Raw genomic sequence first — 15,292 nt, forward strand, 5'->3', positions numbered from 1 at the left:
ATGGCCGACCCGATCCGCGATCAGCTCGATGCTGTCTACCGGCGCGAATCGCGGCGCGTGCTGGCCACCTTGATCCGCCTCCTCGGCGACTTCGACCTCGCCGAGGAGGCATTGCATGACGCCTTCCGCGCCGCGCTCGAGCAATGGCCAGGCGAGGGCGTGCCCGACCAGCCGCGTGCCTGGCTGGTCTCGGCCGGGCGCTTCAAGGCGATCGACAGCCTGCGCCGGCGCGCGCGCTTCGACGCATCGCTGACGCAGATCGCCGACCGCCTCTACAGCGACAGCGGTGGCGGCGCCGCCCTCGACGAGGACGTGGAAGACGACCGCCTGCGCCTGATCTTCACCTGCTGCCATCCGGCCTTGTCCGCCGACGCGCAGGTGGCCCTCACGCTGCGCGAAGTCTGCGACCTGACCACCGAGGAGATCGCGCGCGCGTTCCTGATCCCGGCGCCGACGGTGGCCCAGCGCATCGTCCGCGCGAAGGCCAAGATCCGCCAGGCGGGCATCCCGTACCAGGTGCCGTCCCGCGACGAACTGCCGCAGCGCATCGACAACGTGCTGCAGGTGGTCTACCTCGTCTTCAACGAGGGCTACGCGGCGACCTCGGGCGAGTCGCTGACGCGCCACGACCTGTGCAGCGAGGCGATCCGCCTGGGCCGCTTGCTGGTGGAACTGCTGCCCGATCCGGAGACGCTGGGGCTGCTGGCGCTGATGCTGCTGCACGAATCGCGACGGCCGGCACGCGCGACCGCCGATGGCGACCTGGTGCTGCTCGACGAGCAGGACCGCGGCCTGTGGAACCGCGCGCTGATCGCCGAAGGGCTGGCGCTGGTGAAGCGGATCCACGCCTCGCGCCGCTTCGGCGCCTACAGCCTGCAGGCCGCGATTGCCGCGGTGCATGCGGGTGCGGCCAGCGCCGCCGCCACCGACTGGGTGCGCATCGTCGCCCTCTACGACCTGCTGTTGCGCGCCGATCCTTCCCCCGTGGTCGAGCTCAATCGTGGCGCGGCCGTCGCGATGCGCGATGGACCTGCCGCCGGGCTGCCACTGGTGGAGGCGCTGCTGGCCCGTGGCGAACTGCAGGACTACCCGCTGGCGCATTCGGCCCATGCCGAGCTGTGCCGACGCCTGGGGCGAAACGACCAGGCCCGTGCGTCTTACCTGCGCGCACTCGAACTGACCCGGCAGGCACCGCAGCGCCGCTTCATCGAGCGCAGGTTGCGCGAGCTTGCGTCTCAACCACCGAGATAGGGCGGTGCTGCAGTTGCAGGCCCGCAGAAGCCATCCCCATGACCATGACCCATATCGATCCGAAGCTCGTTTTCGCCTGGCAGTCAGCACATTCCATCGCCCGCGGTGCGCCGGCTCCTGTGCACGATCGCGGCGGCTTCCGCGTCGATACGCACTCGGAAAAAGAAGTGAAGCGCTGGGTGTTCCCGCAGATGCACGAAGGCTTGCGGACCATTGCGCGTGATGTCACGGCTCCGTGCCATTACCTGAAGCTGTGCGGCCTGGACGACGAACTGCGAGGCTGCCTGCCAGCTCGCTGGGAGCTGCAGCCAGCGAACTGGTTCATGCAGGCGGAAGCGACCGTCACCGAGGCCAGCCCACTGCCGGATGGCTACACGATCGAGGTCCACCAGGACGGCTTCGTCACCCGCGCTTGCGCACTCGCGCCGAACGGCGACCTGGCAGCGAGTGGAACCGCGGCAGAAGCCGCCGACGTCTTCATCTATGACCGGATCGAAACGGCGGAGGATCACCGGCGGAAAGGATTGGGTGCGGCCGTGATGGTCGCCCTGGGCGCGGCGAGAAGGTCCCTGGCAGGTCCGCAGCTTCTGGTCGCGACGCAGGATGGCCGCGCGCTTTACGAGAAGCTTGGCTGGACCGTGCTCGCACCCTTCGCGACGGCGACCATCCCGCAACCCTGAGCGGCCAGTGGCGGCGTGGCCTGCGCGCAGGGTACCTTTCGCGTGCCCAGCCCCTGCCCAGAAACGAGGACCGGTCATGCCCGAGGTATCCCGTCGTCAGTTCCTGGCTTCAACGGCCGCCGCGATGGCGGCACCGTTCATCAGCACCAGTTCCACCCGCGCCCGTGCGCAGGAGTCGCGCAAGCTCGGTGTCGCCATCTGCGGCCTGGGCAAGCTCAGCACCGACCAGATCGCACCCGCGCTGCTGAAGACGCAGCACTGCCGCCTGGCAGGCATCGTCACCGGCACGCCGGCCAAGGCCGAGGCATGGAAGGCGAAGTACGGCATTCCCGCCGGCAACGTGTATTCGTACGACACGATGGAGCGGATGGCGGACAACCCCGACATCGACTTTGTCTACGTCGTCACTCCCAATGCGTTGCACGCGCAGCACACCATCCAGGCCGCGAAGGCCGGCAAGCATGTGTTCTGCGAGAAGCCGCTGGAGATCTCGGTCGAGCGCTGCCAGAAGATGATCGACGCCTGCCGCAGTGCCGGCCGCCTGCTCGGTACCGCGTACCGCTGCCAGTACGATCCGCATCACCTCGAATGCATCCGCCTGGTGCGCGAGCAGGAGTTCGGCAAGCCGCTGATCGTCCAGGCAGGCTTCGGCATCGACGTCGGCGCGCCCGATCAATGGCGCCTCAAGCGCGCGCTGGCGGGCGGCGGCGCGCTGATGGACGTCGGCATCTACGCATTGCAGGCCACGCGCTACCTGACCGGCGAAGAGCCCATCGCCGTGTCCGCGCTGGAAACCAAGACCGATCCGGTGAAGTTCGCCGAGGTCGACGAGAGCGTCGTATGGACCACGCGGTTCCCCAGCGGCGTGGTCGCTTATTGCAGCACCAGCTACAAGGCCGCCCGCATCCAGAACCTGCGCGTCAATGCCGAACGTGGCTGGTTCGAGCTCGATCCGGCCTTCTTCTACGACGGCAACCACGGGCGGCGCAGCGACGGCAAGGAAATCCGCTATCCGCAGATCGACCTGTTCGCCGCCGAGATGGACGACTTCGCGCGCTGCATCCTCGAACGCAGGCCAACGAAGGTTCCCGGCGAGGAAGGCCTGCGCGACGTGCGCATCATGCAGGCCATCTACGAGTCGATACGGACCGGAAAGACGGTGTCGCTGGCTTGACGGTTGCGGTCACACCTCGGAGGTTTCAGATGAAGCGAGTCACGGGCATAGGCGGGATCTTCTTCAACGCGAAGGATCCTGTTGCGTTGCGCGCCTGGTACAAGGACCACCTGGGAATCGACGTCCAGGGGTGGGGTGGTGCCGCATTCACCTGGAGCGACGGCGGAACGACGATCTGGTCCATCGGCAACGCGGATGGCGGGCATTTCGCACCGAGCCAATCGACGTTCATGATCAACTACCGCGTCGATGACCTGGCCGCGTTGCTGCAGGCCCTGCGCGATGAAGGTTGCAACGTGCTGGAGAAGACCGACGATTCCGAGTACGGCAAGTTCGGTTGGGTCATGGACCCGGAAGGCAACAAGATCGAACTCTGGCAGCCTCCAGCAGGGCAGTGAGCAGGAGGTCGCGCATGGACCGGTTCACTGGTGGCTGCCTGTGCGGTGACGTCAGGTTCGTGGCCTCGGGCCGCCCGTACCGGGTTGGACTCTGCCACTGCCTCGACTGCCGCAAGCACCATGGCGCCCTGTTTCACGCGTCGGCGATATTTCCGGCAGGAGCGGTGAACATCGAGGGCGGGACGCGCGAGTATGCCGGCCGTCATTTCTGTCCCCGCTGCGGCTCGACGGTCTTCGGCCGCAGCGCGGACGAGATCGAAGTCAACCTGGGATCGCTGGATGCCCCGGACCAGCTGATGCCGACCTACGAAAGCTGGATTGTGCGCCGCGAAGCCTGGCTGCCGCCGTTTCCCTTCGCCAGGCACTACGAACACGACCGCGAAGGCGCCGGCCGCTTCGAGGAATAGCGCCCAGCAGCCACACGACGGATGCACGCGCAGTGTTCCGGCGGTGGGACTGGAGGCGCCGCCGGCACAGTCGTACCCTGCGCCTTCGGCCATCCCCCCGTGGCCGCAGGACACCAACATGCGCGCTGCCGTCTATTCCCGCACCGGGCCTGCCCGGGACGTGCTGGCCATGATCCACAAGGAGCGTCCCGAACCGGGGCCCGGTGAGGTCCGTGTCCGCATCGCCTGGTCCGGGGTCAATCCGTCGGACGTGAAGGCGCGGGCCGGCATGCGCTCGAGCACGCTGCCTTACGCACAGGTCGTTCCGCACAGCGACGGCTCGGGCGTCATCGATGCACTGGGCGATGGCGTGCCGGCGCAACGCCTGGGCGAGCGCGTCTGGATCTGGAACGGCGCATGGGGCCGCGCCGACGGCACGGCCGCCGAATGGATCGTGCTGCCATCGGCACAAGCGGTGGTCTTGCCCGATGCAGTCGCGCTCGAAGTCGGAGCGAGTTTCGGCATCCCCGCACTCACGGCCTGCCATGCGGTCAGCGTCGATGGCGGCGTCGCCGGAAAGCGCGTGCTCGTCGCCGGAGGCGCGGGTGCGGTCGGGCACTACGCTGTGCAGATGGCACGCCTGTCGGGTGCCAGCCAGGTGATCGCCACCGTCAGTTCTGCCGAAAAGGCGGAGCGGGCGCGGGCGGCCGGCGCGGACGCCGTGATCGACTATCGCAACGAAGACGTCGTGGCACGCGTCGCAGAGATAACCGCCGGCCATGGCGTCGACGTCATCATCGAGGTCGACTTCGCCGCCAATGCCGAACTCGATTTCGCCATGCTCGCGCCGGAAGGGCGGATCGTCGTCTATGGCAGCGGCGCAGCCGAGATCCCGGTGCCGTTCGTGCCGGCGATCCTGAAGAACGTGCGCCTGTCGTTCTTCATCGTCTACAACCTGTCCGCCGCCGATCGTGCCGCGGCCATCGGGCACCTGCACGAATGGGCGGCCGCCGGCTCGCTGCAACATGCGATTGCCCTGCGCCTGCCGCTGGAGGAAATCGCCCAGGCCCACGAAGCGGTCGAGTCCGGACGCGTGATGGGCAACGTCGTGCTCGCCGTTTGCGAACGCGAACGTGAAGCGGTCGCGTGAAGGTCGACTACGCCCGACGCGGCGACACCCACATCGCGATGCGGGCACGGAACACGACATCGCCGCCATCGTCGCTGACGACGACGCTAACCGGCAGTTCGTAGCCGCTTGCCGCTTCGACCACCGGAATGTCCGGTGTGGCCACGCCGTGCATGGTTCCTGTCGCCTTCTTCAGGTACTCGACGGTCATGCCCTTGGGGATCCAGCGCATGCTGGCCGGGAGGGTTGCGTCGATCATCACGCCGGCGCTGAGCTCGGCCAGGTTGCACAGCGCGATAGCGTGCACGGTGCCGATGTGGTTGTGGACACGTCGACGGTCGCGGATACGCACTTCGCAACGACCGGGCTCGAGCGCGACGAAGCGCGGCGCGATGGTGGCGAAGTAGGGCGCCTTGAAGCAGACCGCGCGCGAGAACAGCCAGTGGCCGGCCGGCCAGCGGGTGATGCGGCGGTACATCGAGAGGATGGGCGCTGACATGGGCAAGGATTCTCCTGGTCCCGGATACGACAACGGCGGGACATGCCCGCCGTTGCCATTCAACTGCAACCGCCTCAGGCGGCGGCGCGACTATCGTGCTGCAGGTTGCGGTAACCAGCCGAACGCAGCTCCTCGCTGTCGAAGTCATCGACGCTGATCGTGTCGATGGTCATCTCGCGCAGCTCCTCGAGCTGGCGACGCTCGTCGGCGGTGATCCAGCCTTCGCGCACGCCTTCGTCCAGCTGCGAGGCGAAATCATGCGCCTCGATGTCGCTGTTCTTGAGCGCCTTGAGGAACTTGCGCTCCACCGGCTCGGCCAGGATCGCCTTCTGCAGGTAGCTGTTGATGCGGCCGGCCGGGTTGTTCTCTGTCGGCGTCATGAAGATGCCGTGGGCCAGGCGGTCACGCGCTTCGTTCGGCGACATCAACAACGACGCGGTCTTGTGGCCCAGGCGGTCGCTCGGTGCCTGCGCACGGCGGCCCCACGGGAACACCAGCATCCAGAGCAGCCAGCCGACCGGACGGATCGGGAAGTTGCGCAGCGCCGCCGAGAAGGCGATCTCGATCTTGTGCACGCTGTTGTGCACCGACCACGCCAGCAGCGGCTGGTCGGACACCGGGCGGCCCTGGTCCTCGTAGCGCTTGAGCATCGCGCTGACGATGTAGAGGTGGCTGAGCACGTCGCCCAGGCGGCCCGACAGCGATTCCTTGAACTTGAGCTTGCCGCCGAGCAGCAGCATCGAGGTGTCGGCCATCAGCGCCAGCGCCGCCGAGTAGCGGTTGAGCTTGCGGTAGTAGCGACGGGTGTAGGAATCGCCCGGTGCGGCGCCGAGCCTGGCGTTGACCACGCCGTACCACCAGCTGCGCACGGCATTGGAGATGGCGAAGCCGATGTGGCCGAACAGGTTCTTGTCGAACTCGCGCAGGCGCTCGTCCGGATCGGGCAGCGTGGCCGCCTTCATTTCCTTGAGCACCCACGGATGGCAGAGGATCGCGCCCTGGCCGAAGATCATCAGCGAGCGCGTCATGATGTTGGCGCCCTCCACCGTGATCGCGATGGGCGAAGCCTGCCAGCCGCGGCCGAGGTAGTTCTTCGGTCCGAGGATGATGCCCTTGCCGCCATGGATGTCCATCGCATCCTGCGCGGCCTCGCGGCCCATCTCGGTGCAGTGGTACTTGGAGATCGTCGACGGCACGGCCGGCAGTTCGCCGCGCGCAACCGCCGCGGCCGACGCCTCGGCCAGCGCACTGGCGGCGTAGGCATTGCCGGCGATGCGCGCCAGCGCTTCCTCGACGCCTTCGAAGCGGCCGACCGATAGGCCGAACTGCTTGCGGATGCGCGCGTAGGCACCGGTCACGACTGCGGCCATCTTCGCACCGCCGCTGGCGGTGGAGGGCAGGGTGATCGAGCGGCCGATCGACAGGCACTCCACCAGCATCTGCCAGCCCTTGCCGGCATAGGCTTCGCCGCCGATCAGCTGGCTCAGCGGGATGAACACTTCGCGGCCATGGATCGGGCCGTTCTGGAACGGCGAGTTGAGCGGGAAGTGGCGACGGCCGATCTCGACACCGGCGGTGTCGCGTGGCAGCAGCGCCAGGGTGATGCCGATGTCCTTCTGGTCGCCGATCAGGCCGTCCGGGTCGTACATGCGGAAGGCCAGGCCAATGAGCGTCGCCACCGGCGCCAGGGTGATGTAGCGCTTGTCGAAGGTCAGCTTGACGCCGACCACGCGTGCGCCGTTCCACTCACCGGTGGTGACGATGCCGTAGTCGGGGATGGACGTTGCGTCGGAACCGGCCCACGGACCGGTCAGGCCGAAGCAGGGCACTTCGCGGCCATCGGCCAGGCGCGGCAGGTAGTAATCCTTCTGTTCCTGCGTGCCGTAGTGCAGCAGCAGCTCGGCCGGACCGAGCGAGTTGGGCACGCCGACGGTGGAGCTGACCACCGAGGAGATCGAGGCCAGCTTCTGGATGACCTTGTGGTTGCCCAGCGCGGAGAAGCCCAGGCCGCCGTATTCCTTCGGCACGATCATGCCGAAGAACTTGTTCTTCTTGATGAACTCCCACACCGGCGGGGTCAGGTCGGCATGGACGTGGGTGATTTCCCAGTCGTTGATCATCCGGCACAGTTCTTCGGTCGGTCCGTCGAGGAACGCCTGTTCGTCCGCGCTCAGGGTCGGCTTGGCCTGGTTCAGCAGCACGTTCCAGTCCGGCTTGCCGGAAAACAGCTCGCCTTCGAAGCCGACCGTGCCGGCCTCCAGTGCGACGCGCTCGGTTTCCGACAGCGGCGGCAGGATCTTGGTGTAGAAGCCCAGCAGCGGCTTGGTGATGAACGGCAGGCGGAACTGCGGCAGCAGCAGCGGCACCGCGATCAGCGCGGTGACGAAGGCGGCAACCAGCGTGGCCGTGCCGTTGGCGCCCAGCAGCCAGCAGGCCACCAGCGCCGTCGCGGTCAGCGCCGCCCAGACCGGCAGGCGCAGCCGGTGGTAGGCGGCAATGGCCCCGACCAGCAGGAAGGCAATGAAAGGAATCGCAATACTCATGACAACGCTCCAGCGGCGATGACGAAGTCTGCACAAGGCAGGCTGACCATATGAGTCAAGGCGGCGATGCGGTGGCCATTCAAGCGACTGCATCAAACGCTCAACATACGGCCGAGTATGGTAATGTTCGCCCGTCGCTGTCAAGGAAGTGGAAGCGGAGTCGGGATGCCGGTCTGGCCCCGTTCGGGCGCAAGGCGGTCGGGTCCCGGTCCGGAAGGCAGCGTAACGCGCCTGTAGCGGGCAATTCAGGGCCCTGCGGGCACCACAGTGTTTCCCGATCCGCCCCGGCGTTCGAGTTCTGTTACAGCTACATACTGTCCCCGCCGGTGCCGTATGGTTAAACTTGTCACCTATGAGCTCGACCGCGCACCCCAAGCAAGATCGCCCCGGCCCGGCCCGTAACGGCGGCTCCGGAACCGAACGCACCGGCCGTCTCAGCGCAGACGACTGGGCCCAGGCCGCGCTCGATCTGATCGCCGAACAGGGGGTCGCCGCAGTTGCGGTCGAACCGCTGGCCCGCCGGCTGGGCGTGACCAAGGGCAGCTTCTACTGGCACTTCCCCTCGCGCGACGCCCTGCTGGTGGCGGCGCTGGAGCGCTGGGAGAAGGTCGAGCAGGAGACCGTCTTCGGCCAGCTCGAACCCATCTCCGACCCGCGTGAGCGCCTGCGCGCGCTGTTCACCCTGGTCGCGCACGAGTTCAAGTCGCACGTCATCTATTCCGAGCTGCTCAAGGCGCTCGACCACCCGGCCGTGCAGCCGGTGATCGGTCGCGTGTCCGAGCGCCGCCTGGACTACCTCACCGCATCGTTCCGCCAGGCCGGCCTGGCCCGCACCGATGCCCAGCATCGCGCCCGCCTGCTCTACGCCGCCTACGTCGGCTTCCTGCAGCTGAACCTGCAGCTGCACCAGGCGCGCATGCAGCACGACGAATTCGAGGCCTATGTCGAGCACATGATGGCCACGCTGATCCCTTCTTCTTGATAGACCAGCCCCCCGCTGGAGGATGTTTGCAAATGAATGCGATTTCTCATGACGTCTCGAAACCTGCCGTTGCGCCGGGGAGCGAAGGCAGCAAGCTGGCCGCACTCAATGCCTGGGTCGCCCAGGTCGCCGCACTGACCCAGCCCGACGCGATCGTCTGGTGCGATGGCAGCGATGCCGAGAACGCCGCGCTTATCAAGCAGATGCAGGCCGACGGCACGCTCATCAAGCTCAACGAGAAGACCCATCCGGACAGCTGGCTGCACCGTTCGCATCCTGAAGACGTCGCACGCGTCGAGCACCTGACTTTCGTGTGCACGAGCGAGCAGGAAGACGCCGGCCCGAACAACCACTGGATGTCGCCGGCCGACGGCCACAAGCAGATGGATGCGCTGTTCGAAGGCTGCATGCAGGGCCGCACGATGTACGTGATCCCGTACTGCATGGGCCCGATCGACTCGCCGCTGTCGCGTTGCGGCGTTGAGATCACCGACAGCCCGTACGTGGTCGCCAACATGCGCATCATGACGCGCATGGGCGCACCGGCGCTGGCGCGCATCGAGCGCGAAGGCACCTTCGTGCGCGGCCTGCACTCGATCGGCGAACTCGATCCGGAGCGTCGCTTCATCATGCATTTTCCGGAAGAGCTGACGATCAAGTCGTTCGGCTCCGGCTACGGCGGCAACGCGCTGCTCGGCAAGAAGTGCCACGCCCTGCGCATCGCCTCGCACCAGGCGCGTTCGGAAGGCTGGCTGGCCGAGCACATGCTGATCCTCGGCCTGGAGAATCCGCAGGGCGAAACGCATTACGTCGCCGCGGCCTTCCCGTCGGCCTGCGGCAAGACCAACCTGGCCATGCTGATTCCGCCGGAGGGCTACCGGGCCCAGGGCTGGAAGGTGTGGACGGTCGGCGACGACATCTGCTGGATGCGCCCCGGCGCCGACGGCCGCCTGTACGCGATCAACCCGGAAGCGGGTTTCTTCGGCGTCGCACCGGGTACCTCGGACAAGTCCAATCCGAACGCACTGGCCTCGATCCAGCACCACACCATCTTCACCAACGTCGGCGTGACCGCCGACAACCAGCCGTGGTGGGAAGGCCTCGACAACGGCCAGACGCCGGTCACCGACTGGCGCGGCAATGCCTATGACGCCGCCAAGGGTCCGGCTGCCCATCCGAACTCGCGCTTCACCGTGTCGGCCAAGCAGTGCCCGAGCTACTCGGAGCAGGCCGAGAACCCGGCCGGCGTGCCGATCAGCGCGATTGTCTTCGGCGGTCGCCGCCCCTCGCTGGTGCCGCTGGTGTTCGAGGCACGCGACTGGACGCACGGCGTGCTGGTCGGCGCCGCGATGGGCTCGGAAACCACCGCCGCCGCCACCGGCGCGGTCGGCGTGATGCGCCGCGACCCGATGGCGATGAAGCCGTTCTGCGGCTACAACTTCGCCGACTACTTCAGCCACTGGCTGTCGTTCGACAAGGCCGGCGCGAAGCTGCCGAAGATCTTCCACGTCAACTGGTTCCGCAAGGGCGACGACGGCAAGTTCCTGTGGCCGGGCTTCGGCGACAACCTGCGGGTGCTGGAGTGGATGATCCAGCGCGTGAAGGGCGAGGCCGGTTCGGTGGAAACGCCGATCGGCCACCTGCCGGCGGAAGGCGACCTCAACCTCGACGGCATCAACCTGGGCGAGGAGGCACGCGCCAAGCTGTTCGGCTTCGACCATGCCGGTTGGCAGGCCGAGTTCGCCAGCATCGGCGAGTACCTGGACGAGTACGGTCCGCGCATGCCGCAGGCGCTGAAGGACGAACAGCAGCGCATTGCCCGGGACCTTTCCCCCTGAGGACTCCATGACCGACAACCCCGCCGCGCTCGCGGCCAGTCGTGAACTGCTGATCGACGGTCGCCCGCTGCGGGTGTTCGACGGGCATTTGCCCAACGTCGGCGACTATGTGGCCGGGTTGTCGCGCGCTGCCTTCACCCGAACCGAGATGGCGCGGCCGGAAACGGCCGCGTACCTGCACTGGGCCACGGAAGTGAAGCTCGACGGGCTGGTCCGCCAGCCCATCTTCGACGTCACCCGTCGCGCGGTGCTGGGCTTCGAATCGCCGGGTTTCAGTTACCGCCCGTATCGCGCCTACACCAATGTCGCCAGCTACGGCGACATGCTCTTCAGCCACACCGATTGCCTGCCGGACCAGCACGACCTCACCGCGCTGTGGTACCTGTGCGACAAGTGGGACCTGGAATGGGGCGGCGAGACCGTCTTCTTCGATTCGCACGACGACATCGCCCATGCCGTGCAGCCGCGGCCCGGTCGGCTGGTGATCTTCGACGGTGCGATCAAGCACGTGGGCCGGCCGCCGAACCGCATCTGCTATGCGCCGCGCTACACCTTCGCCATCAAGTTCGAGCGCGTCCCGGCAGCCAACGCTGCGCCATGACCGCACCGTCCGACCAGGAGCTGGGCGATGCGCGCTGGTTCCCGACGGACCTCGATGTAGCGTCGCGCGTGTTTTCCTTCGTCGAGCTCGATGACGCGGTCATCGAACGCTCCAGCTTCCTCGACACGCGCATCGACGCGCCGCTGGCCGCAGCGGTGCAGGTGGAGCAGGCGCGGATTCCGCGCGACCTGCCAAACACCAGCATCGGTTGGTTGTTCCACACCTCCTTCTGCGGCTCCACCCTGGCTGCGCGCGCGCTGCATTGCCCGCCCGCCGCGGTCTGCCTGCGCGAACCTCTGGTCCTGCGCAGGCTCGCCGATGCACGACATGGCGCAGTACCGCTGCAGGGCTTGCTGGAATCCACGGTGCGTTTGCTGGCCCGGCCATGGCATGCCGGTGGCGCGGTCGTCATCAAGCCCACCCACGCGGCACTCAACCTGGCCTCCGACCTGCTCGCCGCAACGCCGGGTAGCCGCGCCGTCGTGTTGACCTCGTCGCTGCAGGACTTCCTCGTCTCCAACCTGAAGAAGCCGCCCGAGTCGCAATCGAGGATCCCGCAGCTTGCGGAACGGGCGTTGGCGATCGGCACGTTCGCATCGCGACTGCCATCGCAAGCGCTGGCACCTCCGGACCTGCTGTGTGTCGCCGCCCTGCAATGGGCGGCGCAGCGCGAAGCGGTGGCCGACCTGGTGGCGATGGACGATGGTGCGCGCGTGCGCGCGGTCGACATGACCTGGCTGCTCGGCGACCTCGCAGGCGCCATGGCGCAGTGCGCGCGCTGGCTCAGGCTCGATATTCCGGCGCAGGTCCTGCGCGAGCGCTGCGAAGCGGTCGGCGGACGCAACGCCAAGGCGATGGACGTGGCCTACTCGGCGACACAGCGGGTGCGGGAAGCCGACATCGTGGTCGCGCACTTCGCCCGCGAACTGGGCCATGCACTGGAATGGTCCGAGCGCTGGCTGTTGCCGGCCATGCGGCCGCAGGCGCGGCTCGATCCTGCGCGCTGGGACGCGACGCCATGACGCTTGACGCGCGCCAGATCGAAATCATCCGCCTTGCGGCCAACCGCGGCGAGCAGGCCTTGATGCACGGCGACTGGCAGCAGGCGTTGCGGGAATTCCAGGCCGTCGTGGCGATGGATCCGCGCCATACCGCTGCGCAACTTCGCCTGTCGGCGCTGTTGCTGCGATTGGACCACTACCGCGCGGCGCGGCAACACCTCCTGCTTGCACTGGAGAGCGCGAACCACCATCCGGCACTCGTGCTCGAACTCGCGCAGGCCCTCACCCGGTTCAACGAGTACGAGCGCCTGCTCGACCTGATCGCCCGCAGCGGTTTTGCCGACGCCGCCGACAGCCGGATGCTCGCGGAGATGGCCCAGATTGTCAGCTCCGGTCCGGGCGACCAGTCGCTGGCGCTGGACCTGGTCAACCGTTCGCTGCAACTGGAGCCGCAGGTCCCGCGCTCGCGTTACCTGCGCGGCGTGATCGAGATGTTCCTCGGGCGGCCGGACGAGGCCGAAGCCGAGTTCGAAGCCAGCATCGCGTTGCAACCGCAGCTGGCGCAGGCGCACTGGCTGTTGTCGCTGCTGCGCAAGTGGAAACCCGGCGAAGACCACGTGGCACGGCTGCGCGCGTTGCTGGCGCAACTGCCAGCGGATTCGCCGCCGGCGGCCTACGCCGGTTTCGCACTGCACAACGAACTGCATGACCTCAAGGAGTTCGACCAGGCCTGGGTCGCGCTCGACCAGGCGTGCCGGATCAAGGCCCGAGCCGAGCCCTACGACGACGTTCGCACCGCGGCGCTGTTCTCCCGCATCAAGTCGATCTGCACTGCCGGCTTCGTCACGCCGGTGCAGCGCGACGATGCCTACGTGCCGGTGTTCATCGTCGGCATGCACCGCTCCGGCACCACGCTCCTCGAACGCATCCTCGGTGGTCACAGCCAGGTGGCGGACGGTGGCGAGAGCTACGCCTTCACGGCGCAACTGAGGCTCGCCGCCGACCATGGCATCCGCGGTGCGCTGGATGAAGCGGCTCTGGACGCGCTGGCCACTGCTGACTTCGACGCGATCGGCCGCGGCTTCATCGATGCTTCGCGGTGGCGCACGCATGGCAAGCCGTTCCTGACCGAGAAGCTGCCCCTGAACGTGTTGAATGCCGGCTTCATCGCCAAGGCATTGCCCAATGCGCGCATCCTGCACATGGTGCGCGACCCGGTCGACACCTGCTTCTCGAACCTGCGCACTTATTTCTCCAAGGCCGCCCCGCACTCGTTCGACCAGCGCCACCTGGCCACCTTCTACGGCCGCTACATGGACCTGATGGCACATTGGCGCCAGGTCATGCCCGGGCGCATCCTCGACGTGTCCTATGACGGCCTGGTCAACGACAGCGAGGGCACCGCGCGGCAGATCTTCGACTTCTGCGGGCTGCCGTTCGAAGCCGACGCGCTGCGGGTGGAGCGCGACAGCGGGGCGGTCGCGACCGCCAGCATGGCGCATGTCCGGCAGGGCATCCTGGGCAACCGTGGCGCCGCCTGGGTTCCCTACCGGCAGCACCTGCAGCCGCTGCTGGACGGCCTGGTCGAGGTGGGGGCGATCCCCGCCGAAAGGGCGCTGCAACGGTAACCGGAGCCTGACTGCAGGGCGGGCGGCCGGAAGGGCGTTAAACCCGCAGCCAGTTCCGTGCATCTCAAGGACCATGCTGACAGTCGTGACCGAAATCCTCACCGACATCCCTGCCGCGAGCGACGACGGCGCCGACGAACGTGGCCTGGTGGCCGCGGCCGCGCGCGGCGAGGTGGGTGCCTTCGAGTCCCTCTATCGGCGCCACGCCGGACGCGTCCACGGCGTCATCGCCCGCCTGGTCGGAAACCAGGGCGCGCGGGCCGAGGACCTGACCCAGGAAGCGTTCGTGCGGGCCTGGCAGGCACTGCCGGCGTTCCGATTCGAGTCGGCGTTCTCGACCTGGCTGCACCGCCTGGCCGTCAACACCGCCCTGATGGAACTGCGCAGTCGCCGCAGCCGGCCGCAGGACGATGGCGATTCCGACGAGGAGGTCTTCGACCTGCTCGGCAGCACCGACTCGGCCGGTCACACGACCGCGCTGACGATGGACCTGGAGCGCGCCGTGGCGACGCTGCCGCCCAGGGCCCGGGCCGTCCTCGTGCTGTACGACGTGGAAGGCTGGAAGCATGAAGAGATCGCCGCCGAACTCGGCATGGCGGTCGGCAGTTCGAAAGCGCAATTGCACCGCGCGCGTGGCTTGTTGCGCGAGCGGCTTGGAGGACAGGCATGAAGACGAACGACACAAATACCCGCACCCCCGACGACGAGTTGCCCGACGCGCTGCGCTGGCAGCTGCGCGCGATGCGCCGCGACGTCGAGCCCGGCAACGACCTGTGGCCCGGCATCGCCGCGCGCCTGCAGGAGCAGCGGCCGCGGGCCAGTGCCCGCCCGCGCTGGCTGGCGCCGGTGGCGATGGCAGCCACGCTGGTGCTCGCGGTCGGCATGGTCGGGCTGTGGCGTGGCCAGGAAAGCGGCAACGCGCCGACCCTCACGCCGCCCAAGGCCACCCTGGTCCAGCGCGAGGCCGAAGGCATGACCCTGCAATACCAGGCGGCCCTGCAGGAAGTGGGCAGCGGCCAGCCGCCGACGGAACTGCAGCCGGTTTTCGACGACCTCGACCGCAACGCCGGGCTGATCCTGCAGGCGCTGGCGCACAACCCCGATTCGCGCCTGTTGCTCGAGCAGCTGCGCCGCACCTACGCACGTCGCCTGGCACTTGCACAGCGCCTGGCTTATGCCTGA

15 protein-coding genes are annotated in these 15,292 nt (G+C 67.6%); 13 read left to right on the top strand and 2 right to left on the bottom strand.

The annotated features are described in order from the left end of the window. The 6 genes from ACFOPO_RS07975 to ACFOPO_RS08000 all read left to right on the top strand — a co-directional run bounded on the left by ACFOPO_RS07975 (position 1) and on the right by ACFOPO_RS08000 (position 5,039). Complete coding sequence (locus tag ACFOPO_RS07975; protein ID WP_386702632.1) at positions 1-1,251, top strand: RNA polymerase sigma factor; 1,251 nt, start codon at positions 1-3, stop codon at positions 1,249-1,251. 44 nt (positions 1,252-1,295) lie between these two features. After that, the gene (locus tag ACFOPO_RS07980; protein ID WP_386702634.1) at positions 1,296-1,931 is read left to right on the top strand and encodes a GNAT family N-acetyltransferase; all 636 of its coding nucleotides are present in this window, start codon (positions 1,296-1,298) and stop codon (positions 1,929-1,931) included. A 76-nt stretch (positions 1,932-2,007) separates the two neighbouring features. Beyond that, positions 2,008-3,105: a Gfo/Idh/MocA family protein gene (locus ACFOPO_RS07985; protein WP_386702636.1), complete on the top strand. Its 1,098-nt coding sequence runs from the start codon at positions 2,008-2,010 to the stop codon at positions 3,103-3,105. Between the two features lie 29 nt (positions 3,106-3,134). Beyond that, complete coding sequence (locus ACFOPO_RS07990) at positions 3,135-3,503, top strand: VOC family protein (RefSeq protein ID WP_386702638.1); 369 nt, start codon at positions 3,135-3,137, stop codon at positions 3,501-3,503. Between the two features lie 14 nt (positions 3,504-3,517). After that, a complete protein-coding gene (locus ACFOPO_RS07995) occupies positions 3,518-3,910 on the top strand; it encodes a GFA family protein (protein ID WP_386702640.1) in 393 nt (130 codons plus the stop codon). 118 nt (positions 3,911-4,028) lie between these two features. Continuing rightward, positions 4,029-5,039, top strand: a complete 1,011-nt coding sequence (locus ACFOPO_RS08000) for an NADPH:quinone reductase (RefSeq protein WP_386702642.1) — start codon at positions 4,029-4,031, stop codon at positions 5,037-5,039. Positions 5,040-5,046: 7 nt separating this feature from the next. Here ACFOPO_RS08000 and ACFOPO_RS08005 read toward each other — a convergent pair whose 3' ends face one another. Continuing rightward, a complete protein-coding gene (locus tag ACFOPO_RS08005; RefSeq protein ID WP_386702644.1) occupies positions 5,047-5,517 on the bottom strand; it encodes a hotdog fold domain-containing protein in 471 nt (156 codons plus the stop codon). Between the two features lie 74 nt (positions 5,518-5,591). Then, on the bottom strand, positions 5,592-8,060 hold the full coding sequence (locus tag ACFOPO_RS08010; protein WP_386702645.1) for an acyl-CoA dehydrogenase: 2,469 nt from the start codon (positions 8,058-8,060) through the stop codon (positions 5,592-5,594). A 352-nt stretch (positions 8,061-8,412) separates the two neighbouring features. Here ACFOPO_RS08010 and ACFOPO_RS08015 point away from each other — a divergent pair, with 352 nt between their 5' ends. The 7 genes from ACFOPO_RS08015 to ACFOPO_RS08045 all read left to right on the top strand — a co-directional run bounded on the left by ACFOPO_RS08015 (position 8,413) and on the right by ACFOPO_RS08045 (position 15,292). Next, positions 8,413-9,042: a TetR/AcrR family transcriptional regulator gene (locus ACFOPO_RS08015; RefSeq protein ID WP_386702646.1), complete on the top strand. Its 630-nt coding sequence runs from the start codon at positions 8,413-8,415 to the stop codon at positions 9,040-9,042. A 32-nt stretch (positions 9,043-9,074) separates the two neighbouring features. Then, positions 9,075-10,880, top strand: a complete 1,806-nt coding sequence (locus ACFOPO_RS08020; protein ID WP_386702647.1) for a phosphoenolpyruvate carboxykinase (GTP) — start codon at positions 9,075-9,077, stop codon at positions 10,878-10,880. 7 nt (positions 10,881-10,887) lie between these two features. Next, entirely contained in the window at positions 10,888-11,481 is a 594-nt protein-coding gene (locus ACFOPO_RS08025) for a 2OG-Fe(II) oxygenase (RefSeq protein ID WP_386702648.1), read from the top strand. Continuing rightward, on the top strand, positions 11,478-12,503 hold the full coding sequence (locus ACFOPO_RS08030; protein ID WP_386702649.1) for a hypothetical protein: 1,026 nt from the start codon (positions 11,478-11,480) through the stop codon (positions 12,501-12,503). The genes ACFOPO_RS08025 and ACFOPO_RS08030 overlap by 4 nt, the downstream gene beginning before the upstream one ends. After that, positions 12,500-14,110, top strand: coding sequence for a tetratricopeptide repeat-containing sulfotransferase family protein (locus ACFOPO_RS08035; RefSeq protein ID WP_386702650.1), 1,611 nt, complete (start codon positions 12,500-12,502; stop codon positions 14,108-14,110). Before ACFOPO_RS08030 ends, ACFOPO_RS08035 begins: the two co-directional genes overlap by 4 nt. 73 nt (positions 14,111-14,183) lie before the next feature. After that, complete coding sequence (locus tag ACFOPO_RS08040) at positions 14,184-14,780, top strand: RNA polymerase sigma factor (protein ID WP_386702651.1); 597 nt, start codon at positions 14,184-14,186, stop codon at positions 14,778-14,780. Continuing rightward, positions 14,777-15,292, top strand: coding sequence for a hypothetical protein (locus ACFOPO_RS08045; RefSeq protein WP_386702652.1), 516 nt, complete (start codon positions 14,777-14,779; stop codon positions 15,290-15,292). The genes ACFOPO_RS08040 and ACFOPO_RS08045 overlap by 4 nt, the downstream gene beginning before the upstream one ends.

Origin of the sequence: Lysobacter sp. GCM10012299, from assembly GCF_042649405.1 — a bacterium.
GTDB lineage: Bacteria > Pseudomonadota > Gammaproteobacteria > Xanthomonadales > Xanthomonadaceae > Lysobacter_J.